Here is a 17,735-nt window from a genome sequence, read left to right as displayed (position 1 = left end):
CAGCCGCGGCCAACCCTCAGTCCTGACTCATCATGATGAGTGCATCTATGGCCGGTATCCAGGCGCCTGGGGGCTTACGGAGCCAGTCGTTCTCCTCCGCGAGCGTGGCGGCCGCCGCACGGAGCGCGTCGATCCCCGGGTGCACGAGTCCCGCCGGCCACACCAGCGACACCGGCGACAGGGGCACGGGGTCGGTCAGGGGCCTCACGACGGAGCCGGGCATGGCCGGAAAATTCCCCGCGGCGAGCACCGGGGTCCCCGTCTTGGCCATGATGCGCCGGAACTCCTCGACACCCACGGCGAGCGGCGCGGGCGGCGCGACCGCTATCCCGCGCCCCTCGAAGAGCCGCCCGGCCAGGTCGGTCCACTCCGGCGTACGGGGATTGCCCGCGCCCGCGTACACCGTCTCGCCCGCGAGCCGCGCGAGCGGCACGGCCTCCAGGGCGGCGAGGGGATGACCGTCCGGCAGGACCACCGTCATCGGCTCGTACCGCACGGGCTGCTGCGAAAGGCGCGCCCGCACCGCCGGATCGAGCCCCGCGTACCGCCCGAACGACGCGTCCAGGCGGCCCGCGGCCATCTCCGAGGCGGCGCCGGTCAGACCGCTCTCGTAGCGGGCCATCAGTTCGCACTGGGGGGCGAACTCGCGGGCCCGCTGCAGGATGCGCTCGAAGACGAGGCCGGGGCTGTTCACGTCGACGAGCAGCGGCCGCGCTGCCCCCGCGGCCGGGCGGCGCGTGAAGGCGGCGAGCAGTTCGTCCTGCGCGTCGAGAACTCGCCGCGCGTACGGCAGCAGCCGCGCCCCGTCCGTGGTCAGGGCGACCTGGCGCGTGCTCCGCGCGAACAGCTCGGCGCCCAGCTCCCGTTCGAGCCGGCGGATGTCCCTGCTGAGGGCCTGCTGCGCGACGTACAGCCGGGCTGCGGCGCGCGTGAAGTGCAGCTCCTCGGCGACGGCGAGGAACGCGCGCAGCAGCCGGGGCTCCAGGTGGGCGGGGGCGGACGTGCCGGGCGCGGCCGGTTGGTCGGGCATCCGGCGAACTTACAACGCCGGCGCGTGAATCGGTACGGAGAAGGTGTTGGACCGGGCGCCCGGCCCACGGCGACGCTGATCACATGCCCGACGCGATATCCGAGCCCGCCACCGCTCCCCTGATTTCCACCCACCGGCCACAGCCCGGCCGCTCCCCGTACGTCCGTCTCCTGTCCACGCCCGGCGCGCTCGCCTTCACGCTCGGGAACCTCCTCGCCCGCCTCCCCATGGGCATGTTCAGCGTCAGCGCCGTCATCATGATCGCCGGGGCGCGCGGCTCGTACGCGCTCGCCGGGGCCGTCACCGCGACCGGGATGGCCGCGACCGCGGTCGTCGCCCCGTGGACGGCACGCCTCGTCGACCGGTACGGGCAGGCCAGGACCGCCGTACCCGCCACAGCGGTCGCGGTCTGCGGATCGCTCGCCCTGCTCCTGTGCGTGCACTACGGGGCGCCCGACTGGACGCTCTTCGCGGCCTACGCGGCGACGGCCACGACGCCCAACACGGGCGGCATGTCACGCGCCCGCTGGGCCCATCTCCTCAAGGGCGACCCGGCCGCCCTGCACACCGCGAACTCCTTCGAACAGGCGGTGGACGAGCTGTGTTTCATGCTGGGCCCGGTGCTCGCCGCCTTCCTGTGCGGGTCGCTCTTCCCGGAGGCCGGCACCCTGATCGGCGCGGTCCTGCTGTTCACCGGTGTACTGGTCTTCGCCGCGCAGCGCGCCACGGAACCGCCCACCCATGGGCGCACGGCCACGAAATCGCCCCTCCGCGCGCGCGGGATGCCCGTTCTCCTGGCGTCGTTCCTCGCCACCGGCGCCGTGTTCGGCTCGATGGAGGTGGTCACGCTCGCGTTCGCGGACGAGGGGGGCCACAAGGCGGCGGCCGGCGCGGTCCTCGCGCTCCAGGCGGCGGGTTCCTGTGTGGCGGGCCTGGTCTACGGGGCGGTGCGGCCCGCCGGTCCCGCGGCGCGCCGCCACCCGTGGTGCGTCGCCGCGATGACCGTCCTGCTGGCCCTCCCCCTGTTCGCGGCGCTCACCGGCTCCCTCCTTGTGGTCGCCGGGGCTCTCCTTGTCGCCGGTATGGCGACGGCCCCGACGATGGTCACGGGCATGACGCTGGTCCAGGCCCGCACCCCCGAGGGCCAGCTGAACGAGGGCATGACCCTCGCCGTGACCGGCCTGCTCGGGGGCATCGCCGGCGGCGCGGCGGCGGGCGGCTCCGCGGTGGAGCGCCTCGGCCCCACCGCGGGCTACGCGGTCCCGGCCGCCGCGTCGGCGTGCGCGCTCGTACTCGCGCTCATCGGTTACGTACGCAGCGACGTACGCGACCGTACGTAGTCACCCGCAAGCCGTCAGCACACTGCCGGCTTGCGCCACGAGCACTCCAGGTCGCCCTTCCGCTCGGAGACCGGCACGGACCGCAGCGAGCGCGGCTGCACGGCGACTGCCGCGTCCGCGTCGGACTTCGCGAGCGTCACCACGATCGCGTCCTCAAGGGGCTTCACGGAGCCGACCAGGTAGTTGTTCTGGACGATGCTGTACACGAGTTCGCGTCCACCGGCGTCCTTCACATAGCCGGAGAGCGCGGACGCGCCGGTCAGGGAGCCGGTCTTGCCGCGGGCGTTGAGCGCGGCCGGTGTCCCGCACATCCGCGAGCGCAGGGTGCCGCCGACGAACCGGTCCGGGGCACAGGCCACCGGGAGCGCCTTGTACCAGTCGCCGAACCACGGCTCGGCGCGCACCGCGAGCAGCAGCTTCGCGATCTGGCCCGCCGGGATGTTGTCCATGCGGGAGAGCCCGGACCCGTCGGCCTGGCGCAGCCGCCCGATGTCGACACCGATGCCCTTCAGATAGCCGCTGATCGCCGCGAGTCCGTCGTCCCAGCTCCCGGCGCGGCCGGTCGCCTTCGCGCCCATGGCCTTGGTGAGGATCTCGGCGTGCATGTTGTTGCTCAGCTTCAGGAAGGGGATCAGCAGGTCCTTCAGGGGCATGGAGTCGTGCGTGGCGAGCCGCACGGCGCCCTTCGGGGTGGCACGCCCGAGCTTCGTGCCGCCCGACACCTTCACGCCGTGCGCGGCGAGCGCGTCTCGGAAGACGGAGGCCGCGTATCCCGTGGGCTCCCAGACGGTGACCCACTCCTTGGTGGTGTCCCCGCCGACGGGAACGGTGCCGCTGACGGTGACCGTGTTCGTGCCGTGCTGCCGCTCGACGGTAAGGCTGTCGTCACCGCCGGCCGCGACGGTCGTGGCCTGCACGTCGATGTCCACGTAGTGAGTCCTCGGCGTGACGGTGATCTTCGGCTTGTCCCCGGCCTTCGCGCCCGGCGAGGCCTCGACGATCACCGTTCCGGTGTCGTAGTCGGTGTCCGGCGCGACGCTCAGGGCGGAGATCTGCGCCGAGTAGTACGAGGACTCGTCGTCGGCGGCCCATGAACGGCCCAGGCGCTGACTGTCGAACGCGGTGTCGTCGGCGACGAGGCGACCGCTGACCGACTTCACACCCGACGCGGCGACCTGGGCGGCGAGCTCGTCGTAGTCCTTGGCGAGGGCGGTCGGGTCGCCGGTGCCGCGCAGATACAGATCGCCGTCGAGGACGCTCCCCCGCCGCCGCCCGTCACCGAGCACGTCGGTGGTGAACCGGTAGCCGGTGCCGAGGAGCTCCGTCGCGGCGGTCGAGGTGAGGAGTTTGGTGTTGGACGCGGGCATCAGGCGTCCGGTGGGATTGTGCTGGTAGAGGATGTCGCCGCTGTTCGCGTCGGCGACGACGACGCTCGCCGCGCCGCCCTCCATGGACGGGTCGCCGAGGATGGTGTCCATGGCCTCGGGGAGACCGGTGCTGTCGCCGTCGGCACCGGCCGGTGAGCCCCAGGTCAGGCCCGCCGCGAGCGCGAGGAGGGCGGGCCAGACGAGGTAACGCCGTTGACGCGCAAGGGGATTGAGGAGTCGTCTCACAGGTCCGTCGGGTCTACTCATGCCTCAGGAGCATCCCGGATCGCGGCGCCCGGGGACAGGGTGCGTCAGCCGAGCCCCCCAGGACCGCACAAGACTCGCGCGCCTGTGGCACGACGACGGCACGACGAAGGCCCGGCTGCATCGCAGCCGGGCCTTCGTCTCACATGGGAATTCTGTGGAGATGGCGGGAATCGAACCCGCGTCCAACGGTGCAGCAGCAGGGCTTCTCCGTGTGCAGTTCGCTTCGATTTTCTCGGCCCCGGTGATCACGCGAACAAGTCGCCGACGGGCCCAGTCACTGTTTGATTTCCCATCGAACCCCGTGACCGGGCTCGATGGTTTAGTCCCCTAGATTATGCCAGGATCCGGGTCGGGAACATCCCCGGGCTGACACCCTTTTAGGGTCCTTCACTCACTGCTTATTAGGCAGCGAGGGCGAAGGACTGGGAATCGCTCTTAGAAGTGGCGATTATTGGTTGCGACATATGGTTAACGAGATCATTGTCGCTTCCTCGACACGCTTCCCCTGCTTCGACAGCCGCTGTCGAAACCGATCATCCCCATGTTGATTTTTCAAAACCGGATCTTTCGATCCAGGGCGTCCCGTCACCAGCGGGACAACACCCATCGTACGTGACCGACGGGCGACGGTGCCAGCCTATTACCGGCGGACCGGGCAGAACCCCAGCGCGGCGTCAGCGCTCCCGCGCCCGCTGCCGCCGCTTGGCCGACGCGATGGCGCGGTCCGAGTCCCTGCGGTCCTGCTGCTCACGCAGCGTCTGCCGCTTGTCGTACTCCTTCTTGCCCTTGGCGAGCGCGATCTCCGCCTTCGCGCGGCCGTCCTTGAAGTAGATGGCCAGGGGCACGATCGTGTGACCCGTCTCCTGGGACTTCGACTCCAGCTTGTCGATCTCCTCGCGGTGCAGGAGAAGCTTGCGCTTGCGGCGCACGGAGTGGTTGGTCCAGGTGCCCTGGCTGTACTCCGGGATGTGGGCGTTGTGCAGCCACGCCTCGTTCCCGTCGATCTGGACGAAGCCGTCGACCAGCGAGGCGCGGCCCTGCCGCAGCGACTTCACCTCGGTCCCGGTCAGGACGATGCCCGCCTCGTACGTGTCGACGATGGCGTAGTCGTGCCGGGCCTTCTTGTTCTGCGCGACGATCTTGCGCTTGCCGTCCTTGTCCTTGCCGGACTTCCCGGACGCGCCCTGCTTGGGCTGTGATTCCTTCGGTACGAACATTCCCTTAGACATAGTGCGCCCATTTTCGCACTACGAGGGGTCCCCGAGGCCACTCAATACTGTCTCGGCCCGCTGCCGGGCCCCCTCCTCGGCCTCGAGGTCGGGGGTGATGCCCCGGCCGTCGACGGCGCGGCCGGTGGGGGTGCGGTAGTGGCCGACGGTCAGCTCGGCCACGGAGCCGTCGGGAAGCCGGCTCGGCATCTGGACCGAACCCTTGCCGAAGGTCCTCGAGCCCACGACGACCGCACGGCCGCGGTCCTGGAGGGCCCCGGTGAGCAGCTCGGCCGCACTCATCGTGCCGCTGTCGACGAGCGCGACCACCGGTCTGGAGGTGTCACCGCCGCGCTCGGCGTGCAGGGCGCGCTGGCGTCCCCGTACGTCGTACGTCGCCACGAGCCCGCCGTCGAAGAACGCCGACGCCGCGGTGACCGCCTCCGCGACCAGGCCGCCCGAATTGCCCCGCAGGTCGAGGAGGACGCCGTCGCCGTGGGGGGCGTCGCGCACGGCGGACCGTACGCGATCACCGGAGCCCTTGGTGAAGGCGGCGACCTTGATCAGGACGGTGCCGCCAGGGAGGCGGGAGACGGTGACGGGCTCGGTGGCGAGGTTCGCCCGGCGCAGGGTCTCGGTCCACGCGCGCGTACCGCGCGTCAGGCCGAGCCGGACGGCCGTCCCCGCGTGCTCGCCGCGCAGCAGGGAGACGACCTCGGTGACGGGGCGGCCGGTGACGGGCCGGCCGTCGACGGTGCGGAGCCGGTCGCCGGGACGCACGCCCGCGTGCGCCGCGGGGGAACCGGAACCGACCTTGGAGACCTCTATCCGGCCGTCGGCGGTACGCCTGGCCCAGAGGCCGACGCCCGTGTACTGGCCGTCGAGTTCCTGCTCGAACTCCTTGTACTCGCCCTGCGAGTAGACCGCGCCCCAGCGGTCGCCGCTGCGGCTGACGGCCTCCTCGGCAGCCTGCGTCGGGGACTTGCCGTCGGCCATCGCCTCTGCGGCCGCGTCCCGCACGTCCTCGTGTCCGCCGCCGGTGGCCGAACCGGCCGGGCGCTCCTCGGACTTACTGCCCTCGGCGCTCCACGAACCCGTCGCAACGCCGGTCGCGAGGACGCTCGCGAAGACCAATGTCAGGGCCGCCCCGCGGCCGAAGCGGCGGGGCCGGGAGAACAGTTCGGGGCCCGACATGACGGTGAGTCTAGGACAACGCGAAGCGCCGTACGGCTCGTTGAACCGCACGGCGCCCTGCAACTCCGGGGAGTCTTGTCACACCTTCAGGTACTTGCGCAACGCGAAGAACGCGGCGATCGCGGGCATCAGCAGGCCGATCGCGAGGACGAGCGGCAGCTTGGTCAGGACCGCGTCCCAGCCGATGAAGTTGATCAGGTTCAGCTTCTCGGAGAGCGCCAGACCGTGGTCGATCATGAAGTAGCGGCCCACGAGGAGCATGCCGCAGGCGACCACACCGCCGATGACTCCGGCGACGGCGGCCTCCATGATGAACGGCATCTGGATGTAGAAGCTGGACGCGCCGACCAGGCGCATGATGCCGGTCTCTCTACGGCGGCTGAACGCCGAGACGCGCACCGTGTTGACGATCAGCATCAGCGCGACGACGAGCATCAGCGCCATCACGGCGAGCGCCGCCCAGTTCATGCCGTTGAGGAGTCCGAAGAGGTTGTCCAGGATGCCCTTCTGGTCCTGCACGGACTGCACTCCGTCACGCCCGTCGAAGGCGGTCGCGACGACCTGGTACTTCTCCGGGTCCTTGAGCTTGATCCGGTACGACTCCTGGAGCTGGTCCGGCGTCAGCGAGCTGGCCAGCGGGGAGTCGCCGAACTGCTCCTTGTAGTGCTTGTACGCCTGGTCCGCCGACTCGTGGGAGACCTTCTCGACGACCGGCATCTTGTCCAGGTCGGAGAGGATCTGCTGCTTCTGCTCGGCGGTGACGGCTCCCTTGGCGCACTTCGGGTCCGACTCGGCGTCGCCCTTGTTGCACAGGAAGATCGAAACGTTGACCTTGTCGTACCAGTAGCCCTTCATCGTGCTCACCTGGTCACGCATGAGCAGCGAGCCGCCGAACAGGGCGAGCGAGAGGGCGACCGAGACGATGACCGCGAAGGTCATCGTGAGATTTCGGCGGAGACCTACGCCGATCTCCGACAGGACGAATTGGGCGCGCATGGCGTCTGCTCAGGCCTTTCTCAGTGCTCTGGTGCTCACGGGGCTCAGTGCTGGTAGCCGTAGACGCCGCGCGACTGGTCGCGGACGAGACGGCCCTTCTCCAGCTCGATGACGCGCTTGCGCATCTGGTCCACGATCTGCTGATCGTGGGTGGCCATCACGACGGTCGTCCCGGTGCGGTTGATCCGGTCCAGCAGCTTCATGATGCCGACCGAGGTCTGCGGGTCGAGGTTGCCGGTCGGCTCGTCGGCGATCAGGAGCTTGGGGCGGTTCACGAAGGCGCGGGCGATGGCCACACGCTGCTGCTCACCACCGGAGAGCTCGCCGGGCATCCGGTCCTCCTTGCCGCCCAGGCCGACGAGGTCGAGCACCTGGGGCACGGACTTGCGGATCTCGCCACGGGACTTGCCGATGACTTCCTGCGCGAAGGCGACGTTCTCGCCGACGGTCTTGTTGGGCAGGAGCCGGAAGTCCTGGAAGACCGTGCCGAGCTGGCGGCGCATCTGCGGCACCTTCCAGTTGGACAGTCGTGCCAGGTCCTTGCCCAGGACGTGCACCTGGCCGTGGCTGGTGCGCTCCTCGCGCAGGACCAGCCGCAGGAAGGTGGACTTTCCGGAGCCGGAAGATCCCACAAGGAAGACGAATTCGCCGCGCTCGACCTCGAGGGACACATCCCTGAGGGCGGGCCGGGTCTGCTTGGGGTAGGCCTTGGAGACGTTGTCGAATCGGATCACGGGTGCGCCTCGGTGCATCGTGGGCGTCGGGGGTAGGTGAGCGTGACCATACGCGAACCCGGCTGCCCGCCGCAGTCGGCGTCCTGGGTTGAGCGGTTTGTCCCGATGATTGCCCGGTCACAGGCGGGTCCTGGCGGGAACGGAACGGGTCCAAAGGGGCAGCATCCGGGGAGGCGCGCCGAAATCCGCGGAAGCTGGCACAGTGGTAGGGGAACGGTTGCGTTCCCCGGAGCGTTGTGCGGAGAGAATTATGCTGTGGCGGCTCCGCCGCGCGGGAGGAGGAAGAGCGCATGACCTATGACCGGCTGGTGTGCGCGAACTGCGCGGCGCCCGTGAGCGAGGGTCGCTGTCCCGTATGCCGGGCGAACCGTGAGCGACTTCAGCAGGAGAGCCCGTTCGCGGGTCTGCACCCGATGGCCCTGATAGTTCTTGTGGCTGTGCTCATCGCGGCGGTGGCGCTCCTCGCCCACCAGACCGTCTAAGACACGAAGAAGGGCCCGGAGCGATGCTCCGGGCCCTTCTCGCGTTACGTGCGGTCGTACGCGCCTACGGCTGCCTAGGCAACCGTGCGGCCGCCGCCGACGAGGCGGGGCAGCAGGCGGAAGCCGATGCCGCCGGCGATCATCGTCGCGGCGCCGATCAGCAGGAACGTGGTCTCGGCGGCGCCGGTCTCGGCCAGCTCACCGCCGGACTTGCCGTTCTGGGCGGGCTGGGCGACCGGCACGGAGCCGGTGTCCTGCAGGCTGTCCTTGCCCTGGCCCTGCTCGACCGGGTTGTTGCCGCCGTCGGGGTCGGTGTTGCCGTTCCCGCCGCCGTGGTTGCCGCCGCCACCGCCGTGGTGACCGCCGCCGTTGCCGCCACCGTTGCCCGGGGTGGTCGGGTCCTCGGTGGGCTCGGTGGGCTCCTCGGTGGGCTCGGTCGGGTCCGTCGGGTCCGTGGTGGGCGGGTCCACGGTGGGCGTCGGGTCCGGGATGTCGGTGGGCGGAGTGGCCGGCGGAGTGGTCGGCGGGGTCGGGTCGTCGTCGTCACCGAGGCTCACGCCGGCTGCGACACCGTCGTCGCCCGCGTGCACCTTCGCGCCGACACCCGGAAGGTTGACGCCGATGTCGAGGGCCGAAGCGGCGCCCGCGGCGGTCAGCGACGCACCCGCCGCGATCACCGCACCGGCTGCTATCCGCGCGACACGGATGCGCGTCTTCTTGGTCATCTGCCTGCTACCCCCAGTAGCTAATCGTTGATGGAGCAGCGCGCGGGACGGGGGCCGCCCGGGTGGTCGGCGACTGCTCGCTCGTCCCCCGGTGCACACGCGTCCCACTGATACGCATGCCGCGCGTCAGCCTTCCCAGTTTTCATGTCAGCGTCAAGGTCGTTGCGTACGCGATGCCCGAATTCAGGGGAGTTGACCGCCGTACGGACATGTGACTGTGACGTAAAAGGCAACTGCCGCCCGGTGGGCGGCAGTTGCCTTGTCGACAAAGCTGGAAAAGACCTGAGGTTACTTCTCCTGCTGCTTGCGCCAGCGAATTCCCGCTTCGAGGAATCCGTCGATTTCGCCGTCGAGCACCGACTGCGGATTACCGACCTCGAATTCCGTCCGGAGGTCCTTGACCATCTGGTACGGGTGCAGGACGTACGAACGCATCTGGTTGCCCCACGAGCTGCCGCCGTCCTTGAGGGCGTCCATCTTGGCCCGCTCCTCCTGACGCTTCCGCTCGAGGAGCTTGGCCTGGAGGACGTTCATCGCGGTCGCCTTGTTCTGGATCTGCGAGCGCTCGTTCTGGCAGGAGACGACGATGCCGGTGGGCAGGTGCGTCAGGCGGACCGCGGAGTCCGTCGTGTTCACGCCCTGGCCGCCGGGGCCCGAGGAGCGGTACACGTCGACGCGCAGCTCGGACTCGTCGATCTCGATGTGGTCGGTCGTCTCGACGACCGGGAGCACCTCGACGCCCGCGAAGGACGTCTGGCGGCGGCCCTGGTTGTCGAAGGGGGAGATACGGACCAGCCGGTGCGTGCCCTGCTCGACCGAGAGCGTCCCGTACGCGTACGGGATCTGCACGGCGAAGGTGGTCGACTTGATGCCGGCCTCCTCCGCGTACGACGTCTCGTAGACCTCGGTCTTGTAGCCGTGGCGCTCGGCCCAGCGCAGGTACATGCGCTGGAGCTGCTCGGCGAAGTCCGCGGCGTCGACGCCGCCCGCCTCGGCGCGGATGTTGACCAGCGCCTCGCGGGAGTCGTACTCACCGGACAGGAGGGTACGGACCTCCATCTCGTCCAGCGCCTTCTTGACGGAGGTCAGTTCGGACTCGGCCTCGGCACGGGTGTCCGGGTCGTCCTCCTCCTCGGCCATCTGGAAGAGCACGCTCAGGTCGTCGATCCTGCCGCGCAGGGTCTCCGCCTTGCGCACCTCGGCCTGGAGGTGGCTCAGCTTGCTGGTGATCTTCTGTGCCGCGTCGGGGTCGTCCCACAGGGACGGCGCCGCCGCCTGCTCCTCGAGCACGGCGATATCTGCCCTCAGCTTGTCGAGGTCCAGGACGGCCTCGATCGACTCCATGGTCGAGGAGAGGGACTTGAGCTCTTCGGAAACGTCGACGACTGCCACGACACCAGCGTAACGGCTGGGGCAAGTGCTCCGGTCCGGGTGGCCGCGGGGCCGGGTCCCGGGGCCTGCCGGGCCGTCTCAGGGAGAGGCCGGAGCCGACTGCCCGGGGTTCTTGCCCGGCGTCGCGTCCGCGTCGTCGCCGCCGACGGCCGCCCACGTGCCCATGCCGGCCGCCACCACCAGGACGGCTCCGGCCACGCCGAGCGTGATCCTCCGGCGCCGGGCGGAGGCGCGGTGGCGGGCCGAGCCGGGGCGGGGCGCTCCGGCGGCGCGAGGGGCGCGAGCGGTACCGCGGGCGCCGCCCGCCAGCTCGTCGGGGGCCGGGACCCGCATCGACGTGTGCGTGTCCCTGTTCGAGTCGGCCGGGGTCGCGCCGGGGACCAGCGGGACGGCGCCGCGGCGGGCGGCGGGCGCCTCGGGCGCGGCCGGGGCTGCTTCCGGCTCCGGGTCGGGCTCGGTGTCCGGCTCGTCCACGTCGAGGGGCGCCATCCCGGCGAGCTGGGGCAGCTGCTCGCGCAGGCGGGCCGCCAGCTCGGAGGCGCGCAGCCGGGACGCGGGCGCCTTCGCCAGGCACTGGACGAGGAGCTGCCACAGCTCGTCGGGGATGCCCGGGAGCGGGACGACCGTCTCCGTGACGTGCCGGCGCAGGATCGCGCCGGGGTGGCCGCCGCCGAAGGGTGTGAACCCGGCGAGCAGCTCGTACAGGACCGTCGCCAGGGCGTAGATGTCGACGGCGGCGCGCGGCGGGAGGCCCTCGATGAGTTCGGGGGCGAGGTAGTCCGGGGTGCCGATGATCTTCGTGGCGCGGGTGCGGCGCGGGGAGTCGATGAGCTTGGCGACACCGAAGTCGGTCAGGAGCGCCGGGTGGGAGCCGCCGGGGCCGAGGGGGCCCTGCATGTCGAGGAGGACGTTCTCCGGCTTCACGTCGCGGTGCACGATCCCGGCAGCGTGCGCGGCGGCGAGCCCGTCCGCGATGTCCGCGACGATGGCGACCGCGGCCTCGGGGGCCAGGCGCCGCTCGCGGTCGAGCCGGGTGCGCAGGTCTGTGCCCCGTACGAGGTCCATGACCAGGGCCAGGTCGTTCCCGTCGACCACCAGGTCACGGACGCCGACCACGCGCGGGTGGTCGAGGCTGAGCAGGGCCGTGCGCTCCTGGACGAAGCGGCCCACGAGCTCCTGGTCGGAGGCCAGGTCCTCACGCAACAGCTTGATGGCGACGGGCCCCTCAGGTCCCTCGCCCAGCCACACCGTGCCGGCGCTGCCGCGTCCCAGGATCTGGTTCGCGGTGTACCGGCTGCCGATCTTCCGTGCCAAGACTGCTCCTACAGACGCGTGTTGGCGCCCAAGCTACGCGGCTCGGACGCCAACCATCACATCCGCGGGGGAAATCACCCTCCGGAAGTCGACAAATCTCCAACATCACGCCCAACGCCGGGCGCGCGTGGCTCACTTCAGTTGCCGGAACCCCCGCTGCCCGAGCCGTTGCCCAGGTCGCCGATCCAGCCGCTGACCGTGTCGTACCAGGACGCGAGCTGGGCCCAGTAACCCTTGCCCGTGCCGATCCAGTCCTGGAGCGGGGTGAACTCCCACACGAGCCAGCTCACCACGAACAGCATGACGATCATGAAGAGGCAGCCCTTGAGGCAGCCGAGCCCCGGGATCTTCATCCGGTTCGCGCTGCGCTGCCTCGGCTGCCGCGGCTCACGCTGCGGCGCCTGCGGCTGCGGCTGGCGGGGCTGCTGCGGCGGCGCGTACTGCTGCTGCTGGGGCTGCGGCGCGTACCGCTGCGGCTGCTGCTGCGGCTGCTGCCGACGGGGCTGCTGGGGCGCGTACTGCTGCTGAGGCGGCTGCTGGGGCTGCTGCTGCGGGTGCCCCTGCTGGCGCTGCGGCCGGCGGCGCAGCGGATCGTCGTTCGGGTCCAGGTACTGGACCTGTGTCTGCTCGTTGCGGTCGCGGGCCGCCCGCATCTGGTTCTGCCAGGGGTGCGGGTCGTCCGGGTTCGCGCCCGGCTGGTGCGGCGGGACCGGCGGCATGACGGCCGTCGGGTCGGCCGCGCCCCGGTTCGGCAGGACCGAGGTGGGGTCGGCGTCACCCATGCCGGTGGACTGCATGACGCTCGTCGCCGCGTTCGGATCGTACGAGCCCGCGTTACTGGGCAGTACCTGCGTCGGGTCGGCCGCACCGGGCATGCCCGGCACCTGCGCGGGCGCTGGATCCGGCATGAGGAGGGCGCCGACGCCCTCGGCGGCCGCGATCTGCGCCGAGTTCGCGTGCACGCCGATGCCCTCGGCGACGGCGCGCAGGCCGCGGGCGAGGTTCTCGGCGCTGGGGCGCTCCTCGGGGTTCTTGCGCAGGCAGCGCTCTATGACCGTCCACAGCGGGTCGGGCACCGTGGACGGGCGGCGCGGTTCGGCGCTCAGGTGCTGGTGCAGGACCTCGAGCGCGGAGCCCCCGGAGAACGGCGGCCGGCCCGTGACCAGCTCGTACAGCAGGATTCCGGCGCCGTAGATGTCCACAGCGCTGGTCTGCGGGCGGCCCTCGGCGGACTCCGGCGCGACGTAGGCGGGCGTGCCGACGAACTCGTGCGTGCGGGTCAGGCCCGGGGAGTCGGCGAGGCGGGCGATGCCGAAGTCGGTGAGCATCGGGTGCATCTCACCGCCGTTCTGCTTCAGCAGGACGTTCGCCGGCTTCAGGTCGCGGTGCACGACGCCGTCCGCGTGGCTCGCCGCGAGCGCGTCCGCGACCTGGGCGGTCAGCAGGGACGCGGCCACCGGGGAGAAGGGGCCGTTCTCGCGGAGGTAGCGGTGCAGGTCGGGGCCGTCGACCAGGTCCATGACGAGGGCGAGGAGCTCGCCCTCGACGACCAGGTCGCGGGTGCGCACGATGTTCGGGTGCGTCAGGCGGAGCAGCACGGAGCGCTCGCGCAGGAAGCGCATCACGACATCCGCGTCGTTGGCGAGCTCCTCCTTGAGGACCTTGATCGCCACGGTCTCGCCGGGCTGCCCGGCGACGGCCGCCTCGGCTCCCGCGGTCTCCCGCTGGCGGGCCCGCCAGACGGTGCCCGTGGCGCCGCGTCCGATCGGCTCCTCGAGCAGGTATTTACTGCCTACCGGCCGCACGTCATGCGCTCCCTGCTTGCTGCGTACTGGCGTACTGCTTGGTCTTGCTCGTTCCTGGGTGTTCCGACCCACTGTAGTGCCGTCGAACAACCCACTGTCTGTTGATCTTCCGCGCCTCCCCCGCCCGCCGGAGCCGCGTTCGACGGAAAGACGCTCGGGGTGGGCTGTTGGTTGCCACCGGCAAGGACGTGAGCGGTCCCAAGCGGCGTCATGCAGGCACTTTTGCGGGCAGAGCCGACCAATCAAGATCACTTACGGGTGGCCGACGGGCGTGTTGTCGTTGGCAAGTGCGAGGATGCCTCTCGTACTGGCCTACGTGCCCGTTGTGCGGTGGGGGATCTGCGGTGGGGTGACCGCGGTGCAGCCCCTTCCCGGGCGCCCGCGCAGAAGGGACCGCTGACGCGATGCAGATCCGGCTGACCGTCGTAGACCCCCTGGGGACGCGCCCCGACCCGCAAGGCCGCGCGGCGTCGTGCGACGTGCTGGTCACCGCCCCGGCGGGCACCGCGCTCGCCGCGGTGGCCTCCGCCTTGGTGGCGGCCGTCGCCGGCGGTGAGGGCACGGCGATTCTCTACGCGGGACCCGAGCGGCTCGACGGGCAGCGGTGCACGCTGGGCGAGCCGCCGCTGACCGACGGGGCCGTGCTGTCCCTGGGCGTTCCCGCCGAGCCGGGACCCGAGATCGAGGGCGCCGCGGCGCAGCTCCATGTGGTGGCGGGGCCCGACGCGGGCGGTGTGCATCTGCTGCACGGCGGCGAGATCCGCGTGGGCCGCTCCGCGGACGCCGATGTCGCGCTCGACGACCCCGATGTGTCCCGGATGCACTGCGCTGTGACGCTCGGCACCGACGGCCGTGTGACGGTCACGGATCTGGGCTCGACGAACGGGACGACGGTCGACGGCAGCCCCGTCGGGGACCGCCCCGCCCGGCTCGCCCCCGGCGCCCTCCTGCGCCTCGGCGAGTCCACTCTGCGGCTGGCCCTCGAGGGTGCCGCGGGTTCCTCGGCTTTCAACGGTTTCTCAGGTTCCTCAGGGTCCTCAGGGCCCGTGCTGCGAACGGCGCCCGACGGCGAGGGCCACGTCCGCGTGACGGCCCCGGACTCGGGCGCCTGCGAAGACCCCTCCGCCGATCCCGCTCTCGCGGGCGAGACCCGGCACACGTACGGGCCCGCCGCGCTCGCCGCCGGTTCCGGCCCCCTCGTGCCCGAGCAGGGCGGGCCGCCCGCCGTCGAGAGCACGCCGCCCTTCACCCCCGCGCGCGGGACGCCCGTGCCACGCGAGCAGCGCAGGCGCGGCGGGCTCGGCGCCTGGGCACGGCGCCTGGCCGGCGGGCGCACGGGCGAGGGCCTGTCCCCGTACGACAGTGGCGCCTACGGCGGCGAGCCGCCGCACGTCCCCGAGACCTTCGCGCCCGCCTCCCCCTCCTCCAGGGGATCCGCCGAGGCGTGGCCCGACGCCGCCGCGCTGCTGCTGACCGCGCTCGGCCCGGGGCCCCGGCTCTGGGAGCGCGGCCCCGAGCACCCCGAGGCGCTCGCGGTGCGGCTGGGCACGGACGACCGGACGTCCCCGGACCGCACGGGGCTGCTGCCCGGCGTGCCGGTGACGGTGGGGCTGCGGGAGGCGGGCGCGCTCGGTCTCGCCGGGCCGCGGGCGCGGCTGTCGGGCGTGGCCCGTTCCGTCGTCGCGCAGCTCGCGGCGCTGCACTCGCCGGACGTGCTGGAGATCGTCCTGGTCAGCACGGACCGGTCGCGCGGAGTCCAGGACCGCGCGGCCGAGTGGTCCTGGCTCGGCTGGCTCCCCCATCTGCGTCCCGCGCACGGCCAGGACTGCCGCCTCCTCCTGGCGTACGACCGCGAGCAGGCGGTGGCCCGTACGGGCGAGCTCCTGCGCCGCCTCGACGACCACATCGCGGATGAGGCGCGCCGCCCCGACGCCGGGACGGCGGCCGCCCGCGCGGGGCAGCAGCAGGCCGGCTTCGGTCCCATGGTGCCGAGGTCCCGTTCGGGTGAGGCCGCCGACGCCGGGGAGCGCGGTGGCCGGATGACCGCGCCCGGGCCGTACGGGCACGAGGGTGCGGGCGGCCGGTCCGACGCCGTGGCGGACGGCCACGGGGACTTCAGGCCCACCACGGACCGGGCCGGGCGCGCGTCGGAGTACGCCGCCGGGCACCCCGCCACGGAGGAGACCTGGCCGCCCGGGCCGGCACAGGGACCCGGCGCCGGGCACCGCTGGACCGGCCCGCTGACCGTTCTCGTCGTCGACGGAGACCCGGGGTCGGCCGGGCTGCGCGAGGCCACCGTGCGGCTCGCGACGGAAGGGGGCCGGGCCGGGATCCACGTCATCTGTCTCGCCGAGGCCCCCTCGTCCTCGCCCGCGTCGCCGGTCACCCAGACCTATGAGATGGCGTGCGCCGTGTCGCCCGCGTTCAAGTCGTGCGGCGCCGTCGCGCTGCTCAGCGGGGACGTGGCGACGGCGCTACGGCTGTTGCGGACGTCCCACGGCCAGGTCGTCGGGCACGGCACGGTCGCCGCGATCGACGCGGTGTCGGCGGCCTGGGCCGAGCGCTTCGCGCGGGCCCTCGCCCCCTTGCGCACCGACAGCGGCCCGAGCGAGCCGCACCCCAGGGTCTCGGCCCCCCTGCCCCAAATCGCCCGCCTGCTGGACGAGTTGGGTCTCGCGCGGGCCACGCCCGCGTCCCTGATGGCCCGCTGGGCCGCCGCCGGGGACGACACGGAGGCGCTCGGCGGGCGCGCCTGGGCCGTGCTCGGCGCCGGGCCTCGCGGCCCGGTCGTCGTGGACCTGGCCGCGGAGGGCCCCCATCTTCTGATCGAGGGCCCGGCGGGCAGCGGCCGTACGGAGCTGCTGCGCTCGATCGCCGCCTCGCTCGCGGCGGCCGAGCGGCCGGACCGGCTCGGGCTCGTCCTCGTCGACGGCCGGGACGGCACGGGCGGCGCCGACCGGGGCGACGGACTGCGCGTCTGCACGGACCTGCCGCACGTCACGACCCACCTGGCGGCCAACGACCCGGTGCGTATGCGGGAGTTCGCCCAGTCGCTCGCCGCTGAGCTGAAGCGCCGCGCCGAGCTGCTCGGGCGGCAGCACTTCGCCGAGTGGCACACCCAGCGCGAGGTGTCGGGCCGGATGGTCTCCCAGCGCCCCGCGCCGCCCCGCGCGTCCGACCAGGGCGCCGGGGACCTGGAGGCGCCGCCCAGCTCGACCATGCGCCTGCGGCCCGCCGCCGCCCGCCAGGAGGCCGACCCGGCGCCGCCCCTGCCCCGGCTCGTCGTCCTGGTGGACGACCTGGACGCGCTGCTCTCGCCTCCGCTCGGCTCGCCGGGGCGGCCCGCCGCGGGATCCGTCGTACGGGCCCTGGAGGCCGTCGTCCGGGACGGCGAGCGGCTCGGGGTGCATCTGGTCGCGGCCCGCCCGTCCGGTTCCGAGCCGGCGTGGGGCGTGGCGCTTCGGGTCGTGCTCGACGCCCCGTCGGCCGGTCCCGACGATCCGGCGCCCGGCCGCGGCCGGCTCTCCGGCGCCGACGGACGCGAGCTGGCGTTCCAGGCGGGCCGGGTCACGGGGCGCATCCCCCGTACGGCCACGCAGCGGCCCACGGTCGTGCCGCTCGACTGGACACGGATGGGTGACCCGCCGACCCGGCGCCCCGTACGGGAGCTGGGGAACGGACCGACCGATCTCGCCCTGCTGGCCAGCGCGTTGGAGCGGGCCGCCCGTTCCGTCGCGGCACGGGAGGTGCCGTCCCTCCTGTGACGGCACACCCGGCGGGACGGCCCGGGAATTCCCAACTCGCCATGTTCAAGGCCGACATCACGACCCCGTCACGATCTTCGAGCTGACCCTGCAGGCGCCCTTGCCGGGTGTCCCCGG

At 72.2% G+C, this 17,735-nt stretch carries 13 protein-coding genes and 1 other RNA gene; 3 read left to right on the top strand and 11 right to left on the bottom strand.

What is annotated here, in order from left to right; translation table 11 throughout:
- Nucleotides 1-16: 16 nt before the first annotated feature.
- Complete coding sequence (locus tag OG456_RS22165; protein WP_266563635.1) at nucleotides 17-1,030, bottom strand: LysR family transcriptional regulator; 1,014 nt, start codon at nucleotides 1,028-1,030, stop codon at nucleotides 17-19.
- 83 nt (nucleotides 1,031-1,113) lie between these two features.
- Here OG456_RS22165 and OG456_RS22160 point away from each other — a divergent pair, with 83 nt between their 5' ends.
- Complete coding sequence (locus tag OG456_RS22160; protein WP_266563633.1) at nucleotides 1,114-2,370, top strand: MFS transporter; 1,257 nt, start codon at nucleotides 1,114-1,116, stop codon at nucleotides 2,368-2,370.
- A 14-nt stretch (nucleotides 2,371-2,384) separates the two neighbouring features.
- Here the strand turns inward: OG456_RS22160 and dacB are convergent, their stop codons facing one another.
- The 6 genes from dacB to ftsE form a co-directional block, all read right to left on the bottom strand.
- Nucleotides 2,385-4,004, bottom strand: a complete 1,620-nt coding sequence (gene dacB / locus OG456_RS22155) for a D-alanyl-D-alanine carboxypeptidase/D-alanyl-D-alanine-endopeptidase (protein ID WP_266563631.1) — start codon at nucleotides 4,002-4,004, stop codon at nucleotides 2,385-2,387.
- A 152-nt stretch (nucleotides 4,005-4,156) separates the two neighbouring features.
- Nucleotides 4,157-4,545: a transfer-messenger RNA gene (ssrA, locus tag OG456_RS22150) on the bottom strand.
- 133 nt (nucleotides 4,546-4,678) lie between these two features.
- On the bottom strand, nucleotides 4,679-5,221 hold the full coding sequence (gene smpB, locus OG456_RS22145; RefSeq protein ID WP_266563629.1) for an SsrA-binding protein SmpB: 543 nt from the start codon (nucleotides 5,219-5,221) through the stop codon (nucleotides 4,679-4,681).
- 30 nt (nucleotides 5,222-5,251) lie between these two features.
- Complete coding sequence (locus OG456_RS22140) at nucleotides 5,252-6,406, bottom strand: S41 family peptidase (protein ID WP_266563627.1); 1,155 nt, start codon at nucleotides 6,404-6,406, stop codon at nucleotides 5,252-5,254.
- A 78-nt stretch (nucleotides 6,407-6,484) separates the two neighbouring features.
- The gene (gene ftsX, locus OG456_RS22135) at nucleotides 6,485-7,402 is read right to left on the bottom strand and encodes a permease-like cell division protein FtsX (RefSeq protein ID WP_266563625.1); all 918 of its coding nucleotides are present in this window, start codon (nucleotides 7,400-7,402) and stop codon (nucleotides 6,485-6,487) included.
- A gap of 44 nt (nucleotides 7,403-7,446) precedes the next feature.
- Nucleotides 7,447-8,136: a cell division ATP-binding protein FtsE gene (ftsE, locus tag OG456_RS22130; protein WP_116512695.1), complete on the bottom strand. Its 690-nt coding sequence runs from the start codon at nucleotides 8,134-8,136 to the stop codon at nucleotides 7,447-7,449.
- A gap of 290 nt (nucleotides 8,137-8,426) precedes the next feature.
- On the opposite strand from ftsE, the gene OG456_RS22125 reads away from it, so the two are divergent.
- Nucleotides 8,427-8,618: a hypothetical protein gene (locus OG456_RS22125; protein ID WP_266563623.1), complete on the top strand. Its 192-nt coding sequence runs from the start codon at nucleotides 8,427-8,429 to the stop codon at nucleotides 8,616-8,618.
- A 74-nt stretch (nucleotides 8,619-8,692) separates the two neighbouring features.
- On the opposite strand, the gene OG456_RS22120 is transcribed toward OG456_RS22125, so the two are convergent.
- From OG456_RS22120 to OG456_RS22105, 4 genes are all read right to left on the bottom strand, one after another.
- The gene (locus tag OG456_RS22120) at nucleotides 8,693-9,343 is read right to left on the bottom strand and encodes a hypothetical protein (protein WP_266563621.1); all 651 of its coding nucleotides are present in this window, start codon (nucleotides 9,341-9,343) and stop codon (nucleotides 8,693-8,695) included.
- A 288-nt stretch (nucleotides 9,344-9,631) separates the two neighbouring features.
- Complete coding sequence (gene prfB, locus OG456_RS22115; RefSeq protein WP_266563619.1) at nucleotides 9,632-10,735, bottom strand: peptide chain release factor 2; 1,104 nt, start codon at nucleotides 10,733-10,735, stop codon at nucleotides 9,632-9,634.
- Nucleotides 10,736-10,813: 78 nt separating this feature from the next.
- Entirely contained in the window at nucleotides 10,814-12,049 is a 1,236-nt protein-coding gene (locus OG456_RS22110) for a serine/threonine-protein kinase (protein WP_266563617.1), read from the bottom strand.
- Nucleotides 12,050-12,186: 137 nt separating this feature from the next.
- Entirely contained in the window at nucleotides 12,187-13,854 is a 1,668-nt protein-coding gene (locus tag OG456_RS22105; RefSeq protein WP_266563615.1) for a serine/threonine-protein kinase, read from the bottom strand.
- A 404-nt stretch (nucleotides 13,855-14,258) separates the two neighbouring features.
- Here OG456_RS22105 and OG456_RS22100 point away from each other — a divergent pair, with 404 nt between their 5' ends.
- Nucleotides 14,259-17,618: an FHA domain-containing protein gene (locus OG456_RS22100; protein ID WP_266563613.1), complete on the top strand. Its 3,360-nt coding sequence runs from the start codon at nucleotides 14,259-14,261 to the stop codon at nucleotides 17,616-17,618.
- Nucleotides 17,619-17,735 lie beyond the last annotated feature (117 nt).

Source organism: Streptomyces sp. NBC_01446, assembly GCF_026340095.1.
Classification (GTDB): domain Bacteria; phylum Actinomycetota; class Actinomycetes; order Streptomycetales; family Streptomycetaceae; genus Streptomyces; species Streptomyces aureus.
Note: the sequence above shows the minus strand (reverse complement) of the source record. Positions and strands in the feature narration are given on the sequence as shown.